Source organism: Streptomyces blattellae, from assembly GCF_009709555.1.
Taxonomy (GTDB): Bacteria; Actinomycetota; Actinomycetes; order Streptomycetales; family Streptomycetaceae; genus Streptomyces; species Streptomyces blattellae.
Window position 1 is genome coordinate 15,365 of the sequence record NZ_WJBG01000227.1, and the last position, 17,019, is coordinate 32,383.

The 17,019-nt window shown below is 69.6% G+C and carries 12 protein-coding genes, 1 tRNA gene, 3 pseudogenes and 1 riboswitch; of the genes and pseudogenes, 10 read left to right on the top strand and 6 right to left on the bottom strand.

All coding sequences use genetic code 11. From position 1 onward, the window contains the following. Positions 1-139 precede the first annotated feature (139 nt). Together sepX and GFH49_RS33210 are read left to right on the top strand one after the other, a co-directional pair. Entirely contained in the window at positions 140-1,444 is a 1,305-nt protein-coding gene (gene sepX / locus GFH49_RS33205) for a divisome protein SepX/GlpR (protein WP_155059769.1), read from the top strand. A gap of 94 nt (positions 1,445-1,538) precedes the next feature. Beyond that, a tRNA-Ala gene (locus GFH49_RS33210) sits at positions 1,539-1,612 on the top strand. 229 nt (positions 1,613-1,841) lie between these two features. Here the strand turns inward: GFH49_RS33210 and GFH49_RS33215 are convergent. Next, positions 1,842-2,879, bottom strand: coding sequence for a hypothetical protein (locus tag GFH49_RS33215; protein WP_155059770.1), 1,038 nt, complete (start codon positions 2,877-2,879; stop codon positions 1,842-1,844). Positions 2,880-2,992: 113 nt separating this feature from the next. On the opposite strand from GFH49_RS33215, the pseudogene GFH49_RS33220 reads away from it, so the two are divergent. After that, positions 2,993-3,577, top strand: a pseudogene (locus GFH49_RS33220) (class I SAM-dependent methyltransferase); the annotation flags it as partial. A 74-nt stretch (positions 3,578-3,651) separates the two neighbouring features. Here the strand turns inward: GFH49_RS33220 and GFH49_RS33225 are convergent. Next, positions 3,652-3,930: pseudogene (locus GFH49_RS33225) on the bottom strand (IS5-like element IS4811 family transposase); the annotation flags it as partial. A 141-nt stretch (positions 3,931-4,071) separates the two neighbouring features. Between GFH49_RS33225 and GFH49_RS33230 the strand changes: the two are divergent. Further along, positions 4,072-4,479: pseudogene (locus GFH49_RS33230) on the top strand (nuclear transport factor 2 family protein); the annotation flags it as partial. A 404-nt stretch (positions 4,480-4,883) separates the two neighbouring features. Here GFH49_RS33230 and GFH49_RS33235 read toward each other — a convergent pair. Continuing rightward, positions 4,884-6,059: an amidohydrolase family protein gene (locus GFH49_RS33235; protein ID WP_230396640.1), complete on the bottom strand. Its 1,176-nt coding sequence runs from the start codon at positions 6,057-6,059 to the stop codon at positions 4,884-4,886. 800 nt (positions 6,060-6,859) lie between these two features. Continuing rightward, positions 6,860-6,946, top strand: a riboswitch (ZMP/ZTP riboswitch). Between the two features lie 22 nt (positions 6,947-6,968). On the opposite strand from GFH49_RS33235, the gene GFH49_RS33240 reads away from it, so the two are divergent. Continuing rightward, positions 6,969-7,835 (top strand): bifunctional 5,10-methylenetetrahydrofolate dehydrogenase/5,10-methenyltetrahydrofolate cyclohydrolase, encoded by an 867-nt coding sequence (locus tag GFH49_RS33240; RefSeq protein WP_155059772.1) that lies wholly within the window; start codon positions 6,969-6,971, stop codon positions 7,833-7,835. Between the two features lie 226 nt (positions 7,836-8,061). Here GFH49_RS33240 and GFH49_RS33245 read toward each other — a convergent pair whose 3' ends face one another. Together GFH49_RS33245 and GFH49_RS33250 are read right to left on the bottom strand one after the other, a co-directional pair. After that, positions 8,062-10,773, bottom strand: coding sequence for a SpoIIE family protein phosphatase (locus GFH49_RS33245; protein WP_230396641.1), 2,712 nt, complete (start codon positions 10,771-10,773; stop codon positions 8,062-8,064). A 37-nt stretch (positions 10,774-10,810) separates the two neighbouring features. Continuing rightward, positions 10,811-11,302 (bottom strand): GNAT family N-acetyltransferase, encoded by a 492-nt coding sequence (locus tag GFH49_RS33250; protein WP_196218206.1) that lies wholly within the window; start codon positions 11,300-11,302, stop codon positions 10,811-10,813. 69 nt (positions 11,303-11,371) lie between these two features. On the opposite strand from GFH49_RS33250, the gene GFH49_RS33255 reads away from it, so the two are divergent. Both GFH49_RS33255 and GFH49_RS33260 read left to right on the top strand, forming a co-directional pair. Then, positions 11,372-12,163 (top strand): exodeoxyribonuclease III, encoded by a 792-nt coding sequence (locus GFH49_RS33255; protein WP_155059773.1) that lies wholly within the window; start codon positions 11,372-11,374, stop codon positions 12,161-12,163. A gap of 50 nt (positions 12,164-12,213) precedes the next feature. Beyond that, positions 12,214-12,813 (top strand): DinB family protein, encoded by a 600-nt coding sequence (locus tag GFH49_RS33260; RefSeq protein WP_155059774.1) that lies wholly within the window; start codon positions 12,214-12,216, stop codon positions 12,811-12,813. A 70-nt stretch (positions 12,814-12,883) separates the two neighbouring features. Here the strand turns inward: GFH49_RS33260 and GFH49_RS33265 are convergent, their stop codons facing one another. Continuing rightward, positions 12,884-13,504, bottom strand: coding sequence for a MerR family transcriptional regulator (locus tag GFH49_RS33265; RefSeq protein ID WP_155059811.1), 621 nt, complete (start codon positions 13,502-13,504; stop codon positions 12,884-12,886). Positions 13,505-13,676: 172 nt separating this feature from the next. Between GFH49_RS33265 and GFH49_RS33270 the strand changes: the two genes are divergently transcribed. The 3 genes from GFH49_RS33270 to GFH49_RS33280 are packed head-to-tail and all read left to right on the top strand — an operon-like array spanning position 13,677 to position 17,007. Further along, complete coding sequence (locus tag GFH49_RS33270) at positions 13,677-15,200, top strand: flavin-containing monooxygenase (protein WP_155059812.1); 1,524 nt, start codon at positions 13,677-13,679, stop codon at positions 15,198-15,200. After that, on the top strand, positions 15,197-16,126 hold the full coding sequence (locus GFH49_RS33275) for an alpha/beta fold hydrolase (protein WP_155059775.1): 930 nt from the start codon (positions 15,197-15,199) through the stop codon (positions 16,124-16,126). Before GFH49_RS33270 ends, GFH49_RS33275 begins: the two co-directional genes overlap by 4 nt. Beyond that, a complete protein-coding gene (locus tag GFH49_RS33280) occupies positions 16,123-17,007 on the top strand; it encodes an SDR family oxidoreductase (protein ID WP_155059776.1) in 885 nt (294 codons plus the stop codon). Before GFH49_RS33275 ends, GFH49_RS33280 begins: the two co-directional genes overlap by 4 nt. Positions 17,008-17,019: the final 12 nt, after the last annotated feature.

Below are 17,019 nucleotides of genomic sequence, written 5' to 3' on the forward strand. Positions count from 1 at the left end.
CTCGGGGCATTAAATTCCCGCCCTCGGTGGCCTGCTGATCGCATCGGTCACAAAAAAAGTTCGAAATATCAGCCAGATCGTGCGACACACCGGCTCAATTGGCAGATGGCCTCACGCAAACCCCTCTACCGTGTGAGGCGTGAGCAGCAGCGGCCTCATCTACGCAGTCATTGTCGGGGCCTGGGCCGCCTACTTGGTGCCGATGTGGCTCCGTAGGCAGGACGAGCTGAACGAGGCCCGTCCGACGGAACGCTTCAGCACCGCCATCCGGCTGCTGTCCGGACGGGCGGCGATGGAGCGCCGATACGCCAAGGACCTGCGGGCGCGCTCCACCGACGAGGGGGAGCCCAGCGCCGACGACCCGGGCACGGTCACCGATTCGGTGGACGTCCGGGCCTTCGCCGTGGCCCCGGCCCGCCCGCAGGCACGCGCGGCGGTTCAGCCGGCGGCTCAGAGGCGCTCGGAGCCGGCGCGTGAACAGGCGCCCGCGCCGCAGCCGAAATCCACGCATGCGTCCGGGCACGAAGCCAAACCCGCACCCGAATCCGCCGCCGCGCCGCCGCGCAAGCGGGTGCCGTCCGCCCGGCGTGCCCCTGACGCGGAGGCGGCCGAGGCGCGGGCCCGGCGCTCGAAGGTCCTCGCGCGTCGCCGGCGCACCACGGTGGTCCTCTTCCTCGCCTTCACCCTCGGCGCGATCGTCGCCGCGGTCGGCGGGCTCGCGTTCCTCTGGGCGCCCGGCGTGCCGGCTGTGCTGCTCAGCGCGTACATCGTCTACCTGCGCGCCCAGGAACGACGTCGCTTCGCCTACCAGATGGACCGGCGCCAAGCCGAGGCCGCCGCGCAGCGGCTGCGGGAGCGCGCCCGCCAGCCGCGTCGGCGAACCTCCGCCGAAGCCGGCGCGGGCGCGTGCGCGGGAACCGATGAGCACGACGAAGGGCCCGAGCCGGAGCAGGACGCCGGCCTCTCGGCCCTCGCCGCCGACCGCCGTGCCCTCGTCGAGCAGACCGACCACGCCGAGTGGGTCGACCAGCAGCGCGAGCGGCAGCGGCGGCCGGGTCAGGGCGACAGCTGGGACCCGGTGCCGGTGCCGCTGCCGACGTATGTGACAGCGCCCGTCGCTCCGCGGGCCACCGCCGACGTGGACCTCGGGGCGCCGGACGCGTGGAGCTCCGCGCGGTCGAGTTCGGCCGTCCGGGACGGCGAGGCGGGGGCAGCGGCGCGTGAGCGTGGCAACAGCGCCGACGCCGCTGCCGTACGCGAGGCCGCCGAGCGCGAGGCCGCCGAGCGCGAGGAGACGGGCGCCCGCGCCGAGGACAAGGAAGAAGGGGGCGGCCGCAGCAACGCCCGCCGCGCCGCGTCCGCCCGCCGGGCACGGGAGAGGGGCCGTACGCCCCTGTTCGACCAGTACGAGGACGGCGAGCGGCCCCGCGCGGCGAACGAGTAGCCCCCTGCCCGCCCCCGGGTGCTGTCCCCTCAACCAGCGCGGGAACGGATTTCCAAGCATCCGGATCGGGGTGCTAAGGTTTCACTCGTTGCAAGGGCCTGTGGCGCAGTCCGGTAGCGCACCTCGTTCGCATCGAGGGGGCCAGGGGTTCAAATCCCCTCAGGTCCACGCACGACTGTTCTTGAGTTCGCTCAAGGTCGGTTGACGAGATCCCGGCGATCATGATGATCGTGCGGGATCTTCGTCGTTTCCGGAGTCTGTTCGAGGGTGTTCGGCGTGGTGGATGGCGGCGAGTATGGAGCGTGGCTGTGTCATTGCCCCGCTTTTCCGCGTCGCGCGCATCACAGCCAGCCCCGGGGCGCCGGGGCTGGCTGTGGTCGTGTTCGCTTCTTGCGGTTCAGCGGTCTGTGGTGGGTGGCGGCGGCCGCCCGGCCTGTGCGGGTGGTTCCGTCTCACGCGGTGCCGGCGGCTGGGGATCGGTGTTGTCGAAGACGGTGTCGGTGAGTCGGGTGCCGGTGCGCTGATAAAGCCAGGTCTCGAGGATGTCGAGGTTCCCGGCGGTGACCAGGATGGCGACGAGGAGCGTCTGGGCTGCCTGGCCCGGTGCCGGGCGGTGCTTCGGGTTGCCGATGTCGATTTCCTCGCCCTTGAGACGCCCGTGGATCCCCTCGTTGTGCGAACGGATGGGCTTGTAGGCGGCGGTCCAGTCGTCGGACAGGTAGTGGCTGTCCTGCCGGAACTTGGCGGTCTTGAGGTCGCCGGAGGCGTCGGCGGGGACGGTGATGTCGGACTTGCTGCAGACGCGGGGCAGTTCGTCCGCTGGCGGTGGGTTGAGCCATTCGTCCTGGGGGAGTTGGACGGTGGGCCGGGCGGCGGGGTGGGCGGCGCGTTGGCGGCTGTCGCTGAAGTCGACCACTGCAGAGGGCGGGCCCGGGGTACGGGCTGTGCGGGGGCGGAGCCGGTCGCGGCGCGCGCAGTTCACCGACGGCGACGGCCCGGCGGCCGGGCACTGGAGGCGGATGGCGCCTCGCGCGTCGGGCCCTTGCTTGGTCTTGAGGTAGTGCGGCTCGCGGGCGGTGACGTGTTCGGTGAGCTGCTGGTTGTCGTGGATTTCGCGTACGGCTTTGTCGTCCAGTCCGCGGGTGGCCTGCACCAGTGCGGCGGGCATGTGGGGGCAGGCGGGGGAGCCGTCGACGAGCAGGGCGCCCTGCCGGCTGCCCTGCTGACCGCGGTCGTTGACCTTGTAGTCGAGGGCGAGGCGGTAGCCGTGGCGGCGGACGGGGATCTGGAAGTTCTCGGGAGAGCACCCGGTGTAGGCGCGGTCGGCCGCGCAGGTGCCTGCCGGCACTCCGAGTGCGGACAGTTCTTCCAGGGCGAGGACCGCGTTGCGGCCGGTGCGGACGGTGGGGGTGTCCAGGACCAGGCCGACGCACATCTGCGGGTAGGCGGTCGGTTTGCCCGCGCTTTCGCCGGGGCGGCGGCGGTGGGCCGCGACGACGAAGGTGGCGCTGTAGCCGAAAGGTGCCTTCCCCGGAGCCGCCGCTGTAAGTAGCGGTTCCTCTCGCGCAGCGAGGAGTGCCTGTCACAGGCATCGAACTGTCTCGGCCGATGGTAGAGCAGCTGCGTTCCAAGGCTGATGAAGCAACCATTCCCGTGATCATCGGCGACATGGCGACTACGGTCGCCCCCGGAAAGTTCACCCTGGTCTACCTCGTCTACAACACGCTCTCCAACCTGCTCACCCAGGCCGAGCAGGTTGAATGCTTCCGTAACGCTGCCCGTCACCTCACGCCCGGTGGGCGGTTCGCGATCGAGCTCGGGGTACCCGATCTGCGCAGGCTCCCGCCGGGCCAGACGGCCGCGGTGTGGCGGTCCGACCCCGGCTACGTCAATTTGGGCACCTACGATGTTCTGCGTCAGCAGGTCGTATCCCACCATTTCTCGTTCGACAAGCCCGGGCAGGCTCGGCTGTTCCGCAGTTCCCACCGCTACATCTGGCCGGCCGAACTCGATCTGATGGCCCAACTGGCCGGATTCGAGCTGGAAAGCAGGCATGCGGACTGGTCTGGTGGCGAATTCACCGCCGAGTCGAGTTCCCACGTCTCCGTCTACCGGCTCCCACCCATACAGTAGTTTCCGGGGCAGGCGCCCCGCTTCTGCCTCTGAGGAACGTGCGTCGGTCAAGCGGCAGCCGCCAACGCCACCGGCGCGACCGGTGTCCGAGTCGATCGCCGTGCCGGTTTGCGGGTGAGGCGGCGGGTCATCAGCGTGATGGACGCCCACGTGATGAGCGACTCGCTGACCTGCGGCAGTCTCTCGTGGTCCCGGCAGTGCCGACGGGCCCGCATGATCGACGATAGCGACCTCTCGACCACCCAGCGACGGGGCAGGACCACGAAGCCCTGGGCGTCCAGAGGGCGTCGGACTGTCTTGATCTTGATGTCGAGGCGCTGCTTGGCCCAGTCGACCAACGTCCCCCTCAGCGCCGGTCTGTGGCCCGCGGGTGCCCCGTACCGGCGAAGGTGATCCAGCAGGTCTCCCGGGCGGTGTCCAGGAGGTACCAGATGCGGCCGCCGCCGGTCGCCTCGATCTGCCACTCATTCGTGCCCGCGAAGTCCCTCTGTCCTCGCCTTCTGGTCGCCGCCGAACGGGACGCACTCGACCGAGTCCGACCGGTTCTGGAAACGCTGGGCACCGTCCGGCGCGCGGACGACGCCTCCACCGCCGCCGCGCTCAAGCTGATCGCCAACAGCAGCCTCGCCGGAGCCGTCCTCGCGCTGCGGGACTCGCTGAGGCAAGCCGACGCTCTTGGCCTGCCCCGTACCCAGGCGCTGGACGTCCTCGAACTCGGCCGGCTCGGCGGGCTCGTGGTCCGCAAGCGACGCTTCCTCCTCGGTGAGCCAACCGCTGCCACCGCCGCGACCGCGACCATGACGCTCTCGCACGGCGCAGACACGTTCACGGACATCTTCCTGTTGGTCCGCGCCGGCGACAGGTGGCGCATCGCCAACAAGGTTTACCACCGGCACCCCTGAGAGAGCGGGAACCGATACGGGCACTTCGACAGCGCCCGCACCCGTGCCCGCCTGACCACCCCTGTCCCCCGCGGGGTCGGGCCGATGCCATTGCCGTCCTGCCGGCACGGACCGTCGACGCTGCCGCGAGACAACTGCGCCGGCCCGCGCTGGACGTCTCGGGCTTCAGACGCCCAGCGCGGCACGGACCGCCTTGGCTCTCCCCTCGGTGAGAATGCCCTGCTGCTCACCCCGGCGCCACCAGGGGCGGGGCAGCCGCGATCCGCGTCGGCTCGCGCGATGAGGCTGTCGGCGTCGAGCGCCAGGTGCAGCCCGTTCTGTTCCGTCGATCCGGGCGGCCCTGCGCGACGGGCCACGCACTCAGTGGACTTGACGCAGGTGACAGCGCTCGCACGGTGAACCGCTCACCGCTTGATACCGGCGATCAGCCCTTCCCAGTTGCCGGACGCGAACTTTGCCTGGTCCGCCGGGCTCAGGCCGGTGTCCCTGACGAACTCCGGCATCCCGCCTTCCGGCGGGGCTTGGAAGGGGTAGTCGGAGGCGAATATGATCCGGTCGGCTCCGACCATCTCGACCGTCCAGCGCAGATAGCGTTCGCTGTACATGCCGGACGGAGTGAAGTACATGTTCTCCCGGAAGTAGTCGATCACTGGACGCTTGAGGGGCGCGTTCACGAGGCGGGCGCCTTCCTCGATCCGCTCCAGGTAGAACAGCACGACCTCGCCCCAGTGGCCGCTGATCACCTGGAGGTTGGGGAAGCGGTCGAACACACCGTTGAAGATCAGGCGCAGCAACTGTACGCCGGTGTCGTAGTGCCAGCCGATCCCGAAGAGGGACAGTGCTGTGCTGACCGCCGGGCTGTCCACCTGGTAGTAGGTGTCGCGGACGGCGAGCGGCGGCGTCTGCGGGTGCAGGTACAGCGGGACGTTCAGCGCCTCCGCCGCTTCGAAGACCGGCCACATGTCCGTGTGGTCGAGGGTGTGCTCGCGGGTGCGGCCGAGCAGCATCGCACCGTTGAAGCCCAGTTCCCGCACCGCTCGCTCCAGTTCGGCGGCCGCCTTTTCCGGCGCGGACGTCGCCAGCGCGGCGAAAGCCTGCAGCCGGTCGGGATGGGCACGCACCAGTTCGGCGAGCCGGTCGTTGCCGATGCGCTGCAGGGCCACCGCGTCGGCCTGGTCCAGGATCTGCAGGCCGGGAGGCGGCAGGGAGAGCACCTGGGTATCGATTCCGGTCGCGTCCATGGCCGTGATGCGCGCATCCCCCGCATCGGCCAGAGGGCCGGCGAACTGAGGCATCGCCGACACCTGCAACGCGGGATCTTCGCTCCAGGGGGCGCCGAGCTTGCTCCACGCATCCAGGAGTTCGGGGATGGTGCAGTGCTCTTCGATGCCTGTGATTCGCGTTCGGCTCTTCGTCATCCCGTCGCGTACGGCAGCGGGTGAGGCGGATGCCTCCTTGGCCTCGGCTGCGTCACGGGCCGTGAGCGGGACCGCACCGCCGACCGCTGTGGCGCCGGTCACCTTCAGCACATTTCGTCTGCTGAACCGGCGGCGTGCAGGTAAGCGCTCTTCTCTGGTCATGAGAAGTCCTTTCAGTCGTCGGCGAAGCGAGGCCGACAACATCCATGAGGTGGGTACATATGACGACAAACTGGAGATCGACGACAGCGGTCGACCGGCCCGACCGGTACAGCCCACTCGGTCAGGTCTCAGCAGGTCTCAGCAGGTCTCAGAGGGTCGAATCAAAATGCGCCGGCCCCGTCCAGGAGGGCTGGCCACTGACGCTCCGTGGCCTCGTCTCCGGCATCGAGCGTCAATCGGTGAGCACGGCTGCGGTGGATGCATGCGTCACCGCGGCCTGGCAGGTACATGAGTCTCTCAGCAAGGCAACCCAGGGTCTCCGGGGTGCGTAGGAAGGCCGTGGCCGAGTCAACGGATCGCAGGGTCAGGCCGACGACATGGTGTCCGGTGGAGCGGTCACGCCCAGGATGAGCAGCTTCATGGCGGCGGAATCTTCCGTGTGGGGTGGGGGGAAGACTCGGAGAACGCTGGTCCTGGTCGGCTACCGCATTCGCCCGCGACGACGAAGTGAATCGGACAACTGTCCAACACGAGAAAATTTAGCGGACAGTCGTCCCGCTATCAAGCCGACTCACACCTGCAACTTCCGGTCGGCCTCGTACCCGCACCGCACTCGGGCAGGCGGGTCACCCGGGCGCCGGGCGGGCTCCATGACCCAGTAACTACACGGGATTCTCAGAGAGTTGTCACAGCCGCGCTCGCTGGCCGGACGGTCGTTCACTGCGCTTTCTCGGGTAACCGACCGCTGTCCGCTCAGCCCCGCCAGAAGCGGACAACGGCCAGGCGGGTTAGGCGTCCACTACAGTGCGGGTGACTGGCGCTGAGGTGGAGCACCACCGGGGAGCGGCCTGACGAATCGGTCGATGCCGTGCGCCTGGGCGAGTGGTCAACGACGCCTGGGAGGCGACCATGTCCCCGACACAGACGGCCGAGCTCATGAACGGCACCGCACTCGCCCGGCGCGTCATCGAAGAGGCCGCCGCCCGTGCGGCGCAGATCTCGCGGCGCACCACCGTGGCGCCGTGCCTGGCGACGGTGCTCGTGGGCGAGGACCCGGCGTCCGTGACATACGTCCGCATGAAACGGGCCCGCTGCGCGAAGGCCGGCATCACCTCCCGCCATGTCCCTCTGCCCGCCACCACCACGACCGCCGAACTGGTCGACACACTCGCCGCCCTGTCCCAGGACCCCGGCGTGCACGGCATCCTGCTGCAGCACCCCGCCGGTGAGCACATCGACGAGCGCGCGGCCTTCGAGGCCATCGCACCGGAAAAGGACGTCGACGGCGTCACGATGCACTCCTTCGGCGCGATGAGCTTCGGGCTGCCCGGCTTCGTATCGTGCACGCCCGGCGGAATCATGCGGCTGCTGGACGAGTACGACGTCGACCTCACGGGCCAACACGCCGTCGTGATCGGCCGCAGCGCGATCCTCGGCAAACCGGTCGGGATGCTCCTGCTCGCCAAGGACGCCACGGTGACGTACTGCCACTCCCGCACCGCGGACCTGTCCGCGGTCGTCCGGGAGGCGGACATCGTGATCGCGGCCGTAGGGCGGCCCCGGCTGATCCGTGGAGAAGACATCAAACCCGGCGCGGTGGTGATCGACGCCGGATACAACCCAGGCAACATCGGCGACGTGGACTTCGACACCGCCCGCACCCGCGCCCGCCTGATCACCCCTGTCCCCGGCGGGGTCGGGCCGATGGCCATCGCCGTCCTGCTGGCACAGACCGTCGACGCTGCCGCGAGACAACAGGGAGTCCCGGGACGCTGACGCCATCCTCGGCAGCGGACGGGACAGGGCGATCACCGGATCAGTGGGGAACGATCAACAGCCGACCGGGGGGAAATCCTCAAGAGGCCGGATCACGTATCGGTGTATCGCCCGCGGTGAACGCCCAAGGGGCCGAGCAGGGTGGCGTGAATCGGCTGGCCTGGTCCGCCGCCCACTCCGCTGTCAGCGCTGGGTTTGGGATGGTGTCGCCGTTTCTGATGGTGCGTCATCCATGGTTCGGTTCGGGCGGGTTGTGAGTTTCTTGCAGGGCGCACTCGGCCCAGATCGTTTTGCCTGCCGTGGTCTGGCGGGTGCCCCAGCGCTGGGAGAGCTGGGCGACCAGGAACAGGCCGCGACCTCCCTCGTCGAAGGTGCGCGCCCGGCGCAGATGCGGGGCGGTGGCGCTGGCGTCGGAGACCTCGCAGATGAGGGCCTGGTCGTGGATCAGCCGCAGCACGATGGGCGCGTATGCGTAGCGGATGGCGTTGGTGACCAGTTCGCTGATGACCAGCTCTGCGATGAAGACGGTGTCGTCCAGTCCCCATGCGGCCAGTCGGGCGGCCACGTTCTTGCGGGCCTCGGCGACGACAGCGGGGTCGGCGGGCAGATCCCAGGTGGCCACCCGGTCGGCGTCCAGCGCATGGGTGCGGGCGATCAGCAGGGCGACATCGTCGGCGGGATCATCGGGGAGCACGCTGTCCAGCACGTTGTCACAGATGCTCTCCAGCGGTCCGGCAGATCCCTCCAGGGCGCGGCGCAGCCGGCCAAGGCCCAGATCGATGTCTCGGTCCATGGATTCGACCAAGCCGTCGGTGAACAGCACGAGCAGGCTCCCCTCCGGCAGTTCCAGCTCGGTGGTCTCGAACGGCAGACCGCCCAGGCCCAGCGGAGGGCCGGCCGGTACGTCGATGAAGTCGACGGACCCGTCGGGGGTGACCATCGCAGGCTGCACATGTCCGGCACGGGCCAGACTGCAGTGGCGGGAGATCGGGTCGTACACCGCGTACAGGCAGGTGGCACCGGTCTCACCGGGAACGTCGCCGTCCTCGTCGCCTTCGTCGCCTTCCAGGTCCGCGGACCGGCTGATGACCAGGTCGTCCAGCTGGGTGAGGAGCTCATCCGGAGAAAGGTCGACGTCGGCAAGGGTCCGGACCGCAGTCCGCAACCCCGCCATCGCCGCGGAGGCATGGATACCGTGCCCCACGACGTCCCCGACGACCAGGGCGACCCGGGCGCCTGACAAGGGAATGACATCGAACCAGTCGCCGCCCACGCCTACCCGGGAGTCTGCGGGCAGGTAGCGGCTGGCGGCTTCCACCGCCGGCTGGCTGGGCAGTCGGTGTGGCAGCAGACTCCGCTGGAGGGCGACTGCCGTCGCGCGCTCGCGTGTGTAGCGGCGTGCGTTGTCCACACACACCGCCGCTCTGGCCACCAGTTCCCCGGCAAGGACCAGGTCGTCCTCAGCGAAGGGCTCGGGGCGTCCTCGGCGGGCGAAGACGGCCACGCCCAGGGGGTTCCCGCGGGCGCGCAGCGGCACAGCCATCACCGAGTCGATGCCGGGGTCGCGGGTCTGTCCGGCGGGGGGCGGGAGCTGCGTGACCCAGTGCTCGAAGTCGGCATTCCCCGCTCTGACCAGGGCAGGAACACCGCAGGCCAGAAGGCGGCCCGAGGGAGAGTCGTCCGGATGGGCCTTCACCGTCCCAGGCGTCACGGCGGTCGAGACGGCATCTTCGAGAGCGGTCTCCCATGCGACGCGTCGCAGCAGTACTCCCCCCGGGGCCAGGCGGGAGACCGGTTCCTCACTGCGAAGCACCGATTCCAGAAGATCGATGCAGGCGACATCGGCGAACCGCGGAACGGTCACCAGGGCCAGTTCCCGAGCCGTACGCTCCACATTCAGCGTGGTTCCGATCCGGGCGCCGGCCTCGTCCAGCAGGGCGAGCCTCTCCCGGGCCTGGTGCTGATCGGTGATGTCGAGAGAGCACACCCATGCACCCCGTACGCGGCCGGATTCGTCCTTGAGCGGGCATACGGTGAAGTCCCATGCATGAGCACGGGATTCGCCCGGCGCCCGCACAAACATCTGCGTGTTCTGCGGCTCACCGCTCGCCAAGGCGGCGAAGATCATTTCTTCGCCCTCCGTGTAGGCGGGACCCTGGAGGAACTCGGTCACCCGCAGCCCGCGCACTTCGTCCTCGCTGAGGCCGAGCAATCTGGCGGCCGTATCGCTGACCCTGAGCACTCGGCCCTCGGCGTCGTAGATCACGGAGAAGAAGACCGACTGGTTGAACGCCCACTCCGTGAGTGCCTGCTCCTCGCGCGGGCGGCGCTCAGCCCTTGAGGCGGCCATCAGGAACCACCGAGAGTTGCCGTTCTCCCCGGTCGTGGGAACGGCGAGCAGGTCCACGGTGACGCTGCCGCCATCCCGCTGTCGCAGCTCGATCTCGCGGCTCCACGGCGAGCGCGTGCCGAGAGCTTGCCTGGCTGTCTCGGACAACCGCCCGACCACCAGATCGGTCATGGAATGCCCTACGGCTTCGGAGGGCGAGTAGCCGAGCAGCCGCTCGGCGCCCGTGCTCCACTCGATGAGAACGCCGTGATCGTCCATCACGGCCACAGCGACGCAGGCCAACGCCGAGTCCCGATCGGTCGGGACTCCAGCCGGGGTGACGCCGTGCCCGTCCATGATCACTCGTCCGTTCTCAGGCGTATGCCCATATATACGACGATGGCACGACGGTAAGTTTAGTTCCGCCCTGTCTGTCAGACCATGTCCGCTTTGGTGCCGGATTTTATCCGGCTTGAACGGCTTGAACGGCTTGAACGGCTTGAACGGCTTGAACGGCTTGAACGGCTTGAACGGCTTGAACGGCTTGAACGGCTTGAACGGCTTGAACGGCTTGAACGGCTTGAACGGCTTGAACGGCGCAGTCGTCAAGGCGCTCGTGGTGTCCGAGGTGGCCGTCTGGCGGTCCTCACCTTCCTGCGGGGTTGAGGGGCTTCGCGAAGCAGCGGCTGGAGTCGTGGAAGCGGTAGTAGCCGAACTTCTCGCACGGCTCATAGCCGCTGGACGTGTACAGGCCGATCGCCTCCGGCTGCTGGAGCCCGGTCTCCAGGACCATGCGGATGCGCCCCGCCGCGCGCGCGTCGTCCTCAAGGGCGGTGAGCATGCGCCGCGCCAGTCCCCGCCCACGCATCTCCGCGATGACGTACATCCGCTTGAGCTCGGCGTCCCCGTCCTGGTTGCCCTCGTCGTTCTCGTCCTGGCTGCGCCAGCCGCCGGTGGCCACGGGGCGGTCCTGCTCGTCGTACGCGATCAGGTACACGCCGTTCGGGGGCTCGAAGTCGGAGGGGGTGAGGGAGGTGGCGTCGCCGCCGTCGCCGTAGCGCTCGTGGTACTCGGCCTGGACCTCGGCGTCGAGTTTGACGGCGTCGGGGTGGTCGAAAAGGACGCGACGTATATGCATGCCATTGATCGTATATCTATGAGGTGAGGGAAATCTAGACTCTGTCCAGTGTGCCGGTAGGGTGCGCGCGTGCTCACTGTGACCTCTGTGAATGTGAACGGGCTGCGTGCCGCTGCGAAGAAGGGCTTCGTGGAGTGGCTCGCGCAGACCGAAGCCGACGTGCTGTGCCTGCAGGAGGTGCGTGCCGAGCCGCAGCAGCTGCCGGAGCATGTGCGCACGCCGGACGGCTGGCACGCCGTGCACGCCCCCGCCGCCGCCAAGGGTCGCGCGGGCGTCTCCCTCTATTCCCGCCGCGAGCCCGACCGCGTCCAGGTCGGCTTCGGCTCGGCCGAGTTCGACACCAGCGGGCGCTACGTCGAGGCCGACCTGCCCGGCGTCACCGTCGCCTCCCTCTACCTCCCCTCGGGCGAGGTCGGCACCGAGCGGCAGGACGAGAAGGTGCGCTTCATGGGCGAGTTCCTGGCCTATCTGAAGGGCCTGCGCGAGCGGGCCGCCGCCGACGGGCGTGAGGTCCTGGTCTGCGGCGACTGGAACATCGCCCACCAGCAGGCGGACCTGAAGAACTGGCGCGGGAACACCAGGAATTCGGGATTCCTGCCGGAGGAGCGCGAGTGGTTGTCCCGCGTGTTCGACGAGTACGTCGACGTCGTGCGGGCGCTGCATCCGGATGTGGCGGGGCCGTATACGTGGTGGTCGTATCGGGGGCGGGCCTTCGACCATGACGCAGGCTGGAGGATCGACCTGGCTGTCGCGACGCCAGGGCTGGCGGGGCGCGCGGTCAAGGGATTCGTGGAACGGGCCGCCAGTCATGGGGAGCGGTGGTCGGACCACGCTCCGGTGACGGTGGTGTTCGAGACCTGAGGCCGTCCAGGCGGCGCCCGGTTGTCAGTGCCGGGTGCGAGACTCCCGGCATGGTCGAAGCGAACCCGAAAGCGGATCTGGCCCACTACCTGCAACTCGCCCGTGAAGCCCTGTTGTGGAAGCTCGACGGGCTCTCGGACTACGACATCCGCCGTCCTCTCACCCCTACCGGCACCAACCTGCTGGGGCTGGTCAAGCATGTCGCCGGTGTGGAGCTGGGGTACTTCGGCGACACGTTCGGGCGGCCGTTCTTCGGCGAGGATCCACCGCCCTGGTGGTACACGCAGGACTATGAGCTGAATGCGGACATGTGGGCCACGGCCGACGAGTCGCGCGAGGAAATCGTCGGGCTGTACCGCCGGGCATGGGAGCACTCCGACAGCACCATCGAGTCGCTGGCGCTCGACGCGGTCGGTCATGTCCCGTGGTGGCCGCAGGAGAGACGGGAGACGACGCTGCACCACATCCTGGTGCGCATGGTCGGCGAGACGCATCGCCATGCCGGGCACGCCGACATCGTGCGGGAGCTGATCGACGGGTCTGCCGGGTGGGTGAAGGGGAAGGACAACATGCCGCCGGGTGATCAGGCGTGGTGGGAGACCCATCGGCGTCGGCTGGAACGGGTGGCTCGGGAAGCCGGCAACCGCTGATCCCGTCGGCACCCAAGCACCCGCTCCGGCTGTACCCGCTCCGGCTGCACCTGTCTCCGGCTGTACCTGTCTACCGCTGCTTGCGCATCCTGCGGTCCATCGCCAGCGACAGTTCCGCCTCCACCACGCTCCGGGCCAGCGGGCGCAGGCGTTGCATGTCGTCCTCCGTGGCGTGGCGGAGGACCACGTCGGCGAAGAGTTCGGCGAGGGCGTCGACGTGTTCGCGTACCTGCTTGCCCGCTGCCAGGACCTCCGCCAAGGGGATGCCCTCGCGGACGAGGGTGGCCGACACGTCCAGGAGGCGGCGGCTGACGTGGACGATCTCGTCGCCGTCGGTGCCGAGGTAGCCCAGGTCCATCGCGGCGGCGAGGTTCTCGGGGGTGACCTCGCCCTCGAAGCGGGCGGCGAGTTCCTCGGGGGTGAGGTGGACCGGCTCCTCCTCGGTGGGGGCGTCGACGCCGAGTACGTCGGCCACGTCGCGGCCGTGTTCGAGGGCTTCCGCCAGTTCCGCGATGCCGTTGAGGGTGTGGCCGCGCTCCAGTAGCGCCGAGATCGTACGCAGACGGGCCAGGTGGTGGTCGTCGTACCAGGCGATACGGCCCTCGCGGCGGGGCGGCCGGATCAGCTTGCGTTCGCGGTAGAAGCGCAGGGTGCGGACGGTGATGCCGGCCAGGCGGGCCAGCTCCTCCATGCGGTACTCGCGTCGTCCTCCGTCTTCTGCCACGCCGGAAGCCTATGTCGTACCGCCGGTAGCTTTCCCCGCGCACGCCCCCTACCCATGAGTACGGTCCCTGGCCTACTCTCCCATTGCGCCAGTGCCCACTGGCATGGTCGCGAGCGGATGGGTGGAGGCGGGAGGCGGGATGGCCGAGCAGGAGCAGGAGCAGGATCGGGAGTACGAGCATGTGCGGGTGGCGGTGGTCGGGTCCGGGTTCGGCGGGCTCGGCGCTGCCGTACGGCTGCGGCGCGAGGGCGTCACCGACTTCGTCGTCCTGGAGCGGGCCGACAGCGTCGGCGGCACCTGGCGGGACAACAGTTATCCCGGGTGCGCGTGCGACGTTCCGTCCCATCTGTATTCGTTCTCCTTCGCGCCGAATCCGCACTGGCCCCGCACCTTCTCCGGGCAGCGGCACATCCGCGCCTACCTGGAGCATGTCGCCGACGTCTTCCGGCTGCGGCCCCACATCCGCTTCAACTCCGAGGTCAAGCGCATGACCTGGAGCGGCGAGCGGCTGTGCTGGGACATCGAGACGAGCGGCGGGAACCTGAGCGCGGACATCGTGGTCTCCGCCACCGGACCGCTGTCCGACCCGAAGATCCCGCACATTCCGGGGCTGGACTCCTTCCCCGGCAAGGTCTTCCACTCCGCCCGCTGGGACCACGACCACGACCTGCGCGGCAAGCGGGTCGCCGTGGTCGGGACGGGCGCCTCGGCCATCCAGATCGTGCCGGCCGTCCAGCCCCTCGCCGAGCGGCTCACCCTCTTCCAGCGCACCCCGCCGTGGGTGATGCCCCGCGCCGACCGGGCGATCAGCGGCGCGGAGCGCTGGCTGCACCGACAGCTCCCCTTCACCGCCCAGGCCCGCCGTGGACTGCTGTGGGGCATACGGGAGTTGCAGGTCCAGGCGTTCACCAAGCGCCCCCATGAGCTGGGGCTGGTGGAGCAGTTGGCCAGGCGCAACATGACCCGTGCCATCAAGGACCCGGCCCTGCGCGCCAGGCTCACCCCCGACTACCGCATCGGCTGCAAGCGGATCCTGCTCTCCAGCGACTACTATCCGGCGCTCGCCCGGCCCAATGTCGACGTGGTCGCGAGCGGGCTCAGTGAGATCAGGGGCGCCACCCTCGTCGCCGCCGACGGCAGTGCGGCCGAGGCCGACGCGATCATCTTCGGGACCGGCTTCCACGTCACGGACATGCCGATCACCGAGCAGGTGGTGGGCGCGGACGGGCGGACGCTCGCCGAGGTGTGGAAGACGGGGATGGAGTCGCTGCGGGGCACCTCGGCGGCCGGGTTCCCCAACTGGTTGTCGATCATCGGGCCCAATACGGGGCTGGGGAACTCCTCGATGATCCTGATGATCGAGTCGCAACTGAACTACCTGGCCGACTTCGTACGGCAGTTGAACGTTCTAGGCGGTCGTGTCGCCCTCGACGCCCGGACGGGCGCCGTGCAGGCATGGAACGACAAGGTCCAGGAGCGCATGAAGCGCACGGTGTGGAACACCGGCGGCTGCACCAGCTGGTACCTGGACGCCAGCGGCCGCAACACCACCGTCTGGCCGGGCACGACGACAGAGTTCCGGCGGGCGACACGGCGGGTGGATCTGAGGGAGTACGACGTCCTGCGCGTCGCGGCTGACAAGCGCGCGGAGGTGGACGCGTGAGCCGCCTGACACACGTGGCCTCCGGCCCGTACGCCCCGCCCGTCCCCGCCCGCGAACTCACCGCCGTCTCCGCCGACGGCGCCCGGCTGCACGTCGAACTGCACGGCCCCGACAGCGCCCCAGCGGTCGTCCTCGCCCACGGCTGGACCTGCTCGACCGCCTTCTGGGCGGCCCAGATACGCGAACTTGCCGTCGACCACCGGGTCATCGCCTACGACCAGCGCGGCCACGGACGCAGCCCGGCGAGCCGCGCATGCAGTACGGAGGCACTCGCCGACGACCTCGACGCCGTACTCGAAGCGACGCTCGCCCCGGGCGAGAAGGCGGTGATCGCCGGGCACTCCATGGGCGGGATGACGGTGCTGGCGTCGTCCGCGCGGGCGGGCTTCCGGAAGCATGCGGTGGCGGTGCTGCTGTGCAGCACGGGGGCGTCGCGACTGGTCGCCGAGTCGACGGTCGTACCGATGCGGGCCGGGCGGCTGCGGACCGCGCTGACCCGGCGGATCCTCGGCTCCCGGGCACCCCTCGGACCGGTCACGCCGCCGGCCCGGCGGATCCTCAAGTACGGGACGATGGGCCCGGCTTCGGCCCCGCACATGGTCGAGGCGTGCGCGCGGCTCGTGCACGCCTGTCCGCGCAAGGTGCGGTACGCCTGGTCGCAGGTGCTCGACCTGCTGGATCTCGCCCACGGTGTACGGGAGTTGACGGTGCCGACGGCCGTCGTCGTCGGTACGGCGGACCGGTTGACGCCGGTCGTGCACGCCCGCTCGCTGGTCGCCGCGCTGCCGAACTGCGTCGGGATCACCGAACTGCCGGGGCTCGGCCATATGACGCCGATCGAGGCTCCCGAGCTGGTCACCGGGAAGATACGGGAACTCGTCAGGACGTACGTGCAGGTGCAGGTGCAGGTCAAGGAGGGCGAATGAGCAGGGCCACCCTGGAGGGGCAGGTCGCCGTCGTCACCGGGGCCGCGCGCGGCGTCGGCGAGCTGCTCGCCCGGAAGCTGTCCGCGCGCGGCGCGAAGGTCGCGCTGGTCGGTCTGGAGCCGGACGCGCTCAAGCGGGTCTCCGAGCGGCTGCACGGTGACAGCGGCCACTGGCACGCCGATGTGACCGACCACGAGGCGATGGCGCGGGTGGCGCGCGAGGTCGAGGAGCGGTTCGGGAAGGTCGACATCGTCGTCGCCAACGCGGGCGTGGCGAGCGGCGGTCCGTTCGCGGACTCCGATCCGGACGCGTGGCGGCGGGTGATCGAGGTCAATCTCATCGGGTCGGCGGTGACGGCCCGCGCCTTCCTGCCGGTGCTGCGGGAGAGTCGCGGCTATCTGCTGCAGATCGCCTCCCTCGCGGCCATCACTCCGGCGCCGATGATGACGGCGTACTGCGCGTCCAAGTCGGGCGTCGAGGCGTACGCGCACAGTCTGCGCGCCGAGGTCGGCCACCAGGGCGTGAAGGTGGGGGTCGGGTATCTGTCGTGGACCGACACGGACATGGTGCGCGGGGCCGATCAGGACGACGTGATGCGGGAGTTGCGGCAGCGGCTGCCGTGGCCCGCCAACAAGACGTATCCGCTGGCGCCCGCGGTGGACCGGATCGTCGCCGGGATCGAGCGGCGGGCCGGCCATGTGTACGGGCAGTGGTGGCTGCGCGGGATGCAGGGGGTGCGGGGGTGTCTGCCGGGCGTCATCGGGGCGGTCGGGCAGCGCGAGGTGAAGCGGTTCGCCCATCGGCTGGAGGGCATGCGGACGGGGCTGGTCGGCGCGGGAGGCGCCGCCGATGAACAGGAGCGCGCTACACGGCGTAACTGATCGACATGCGGA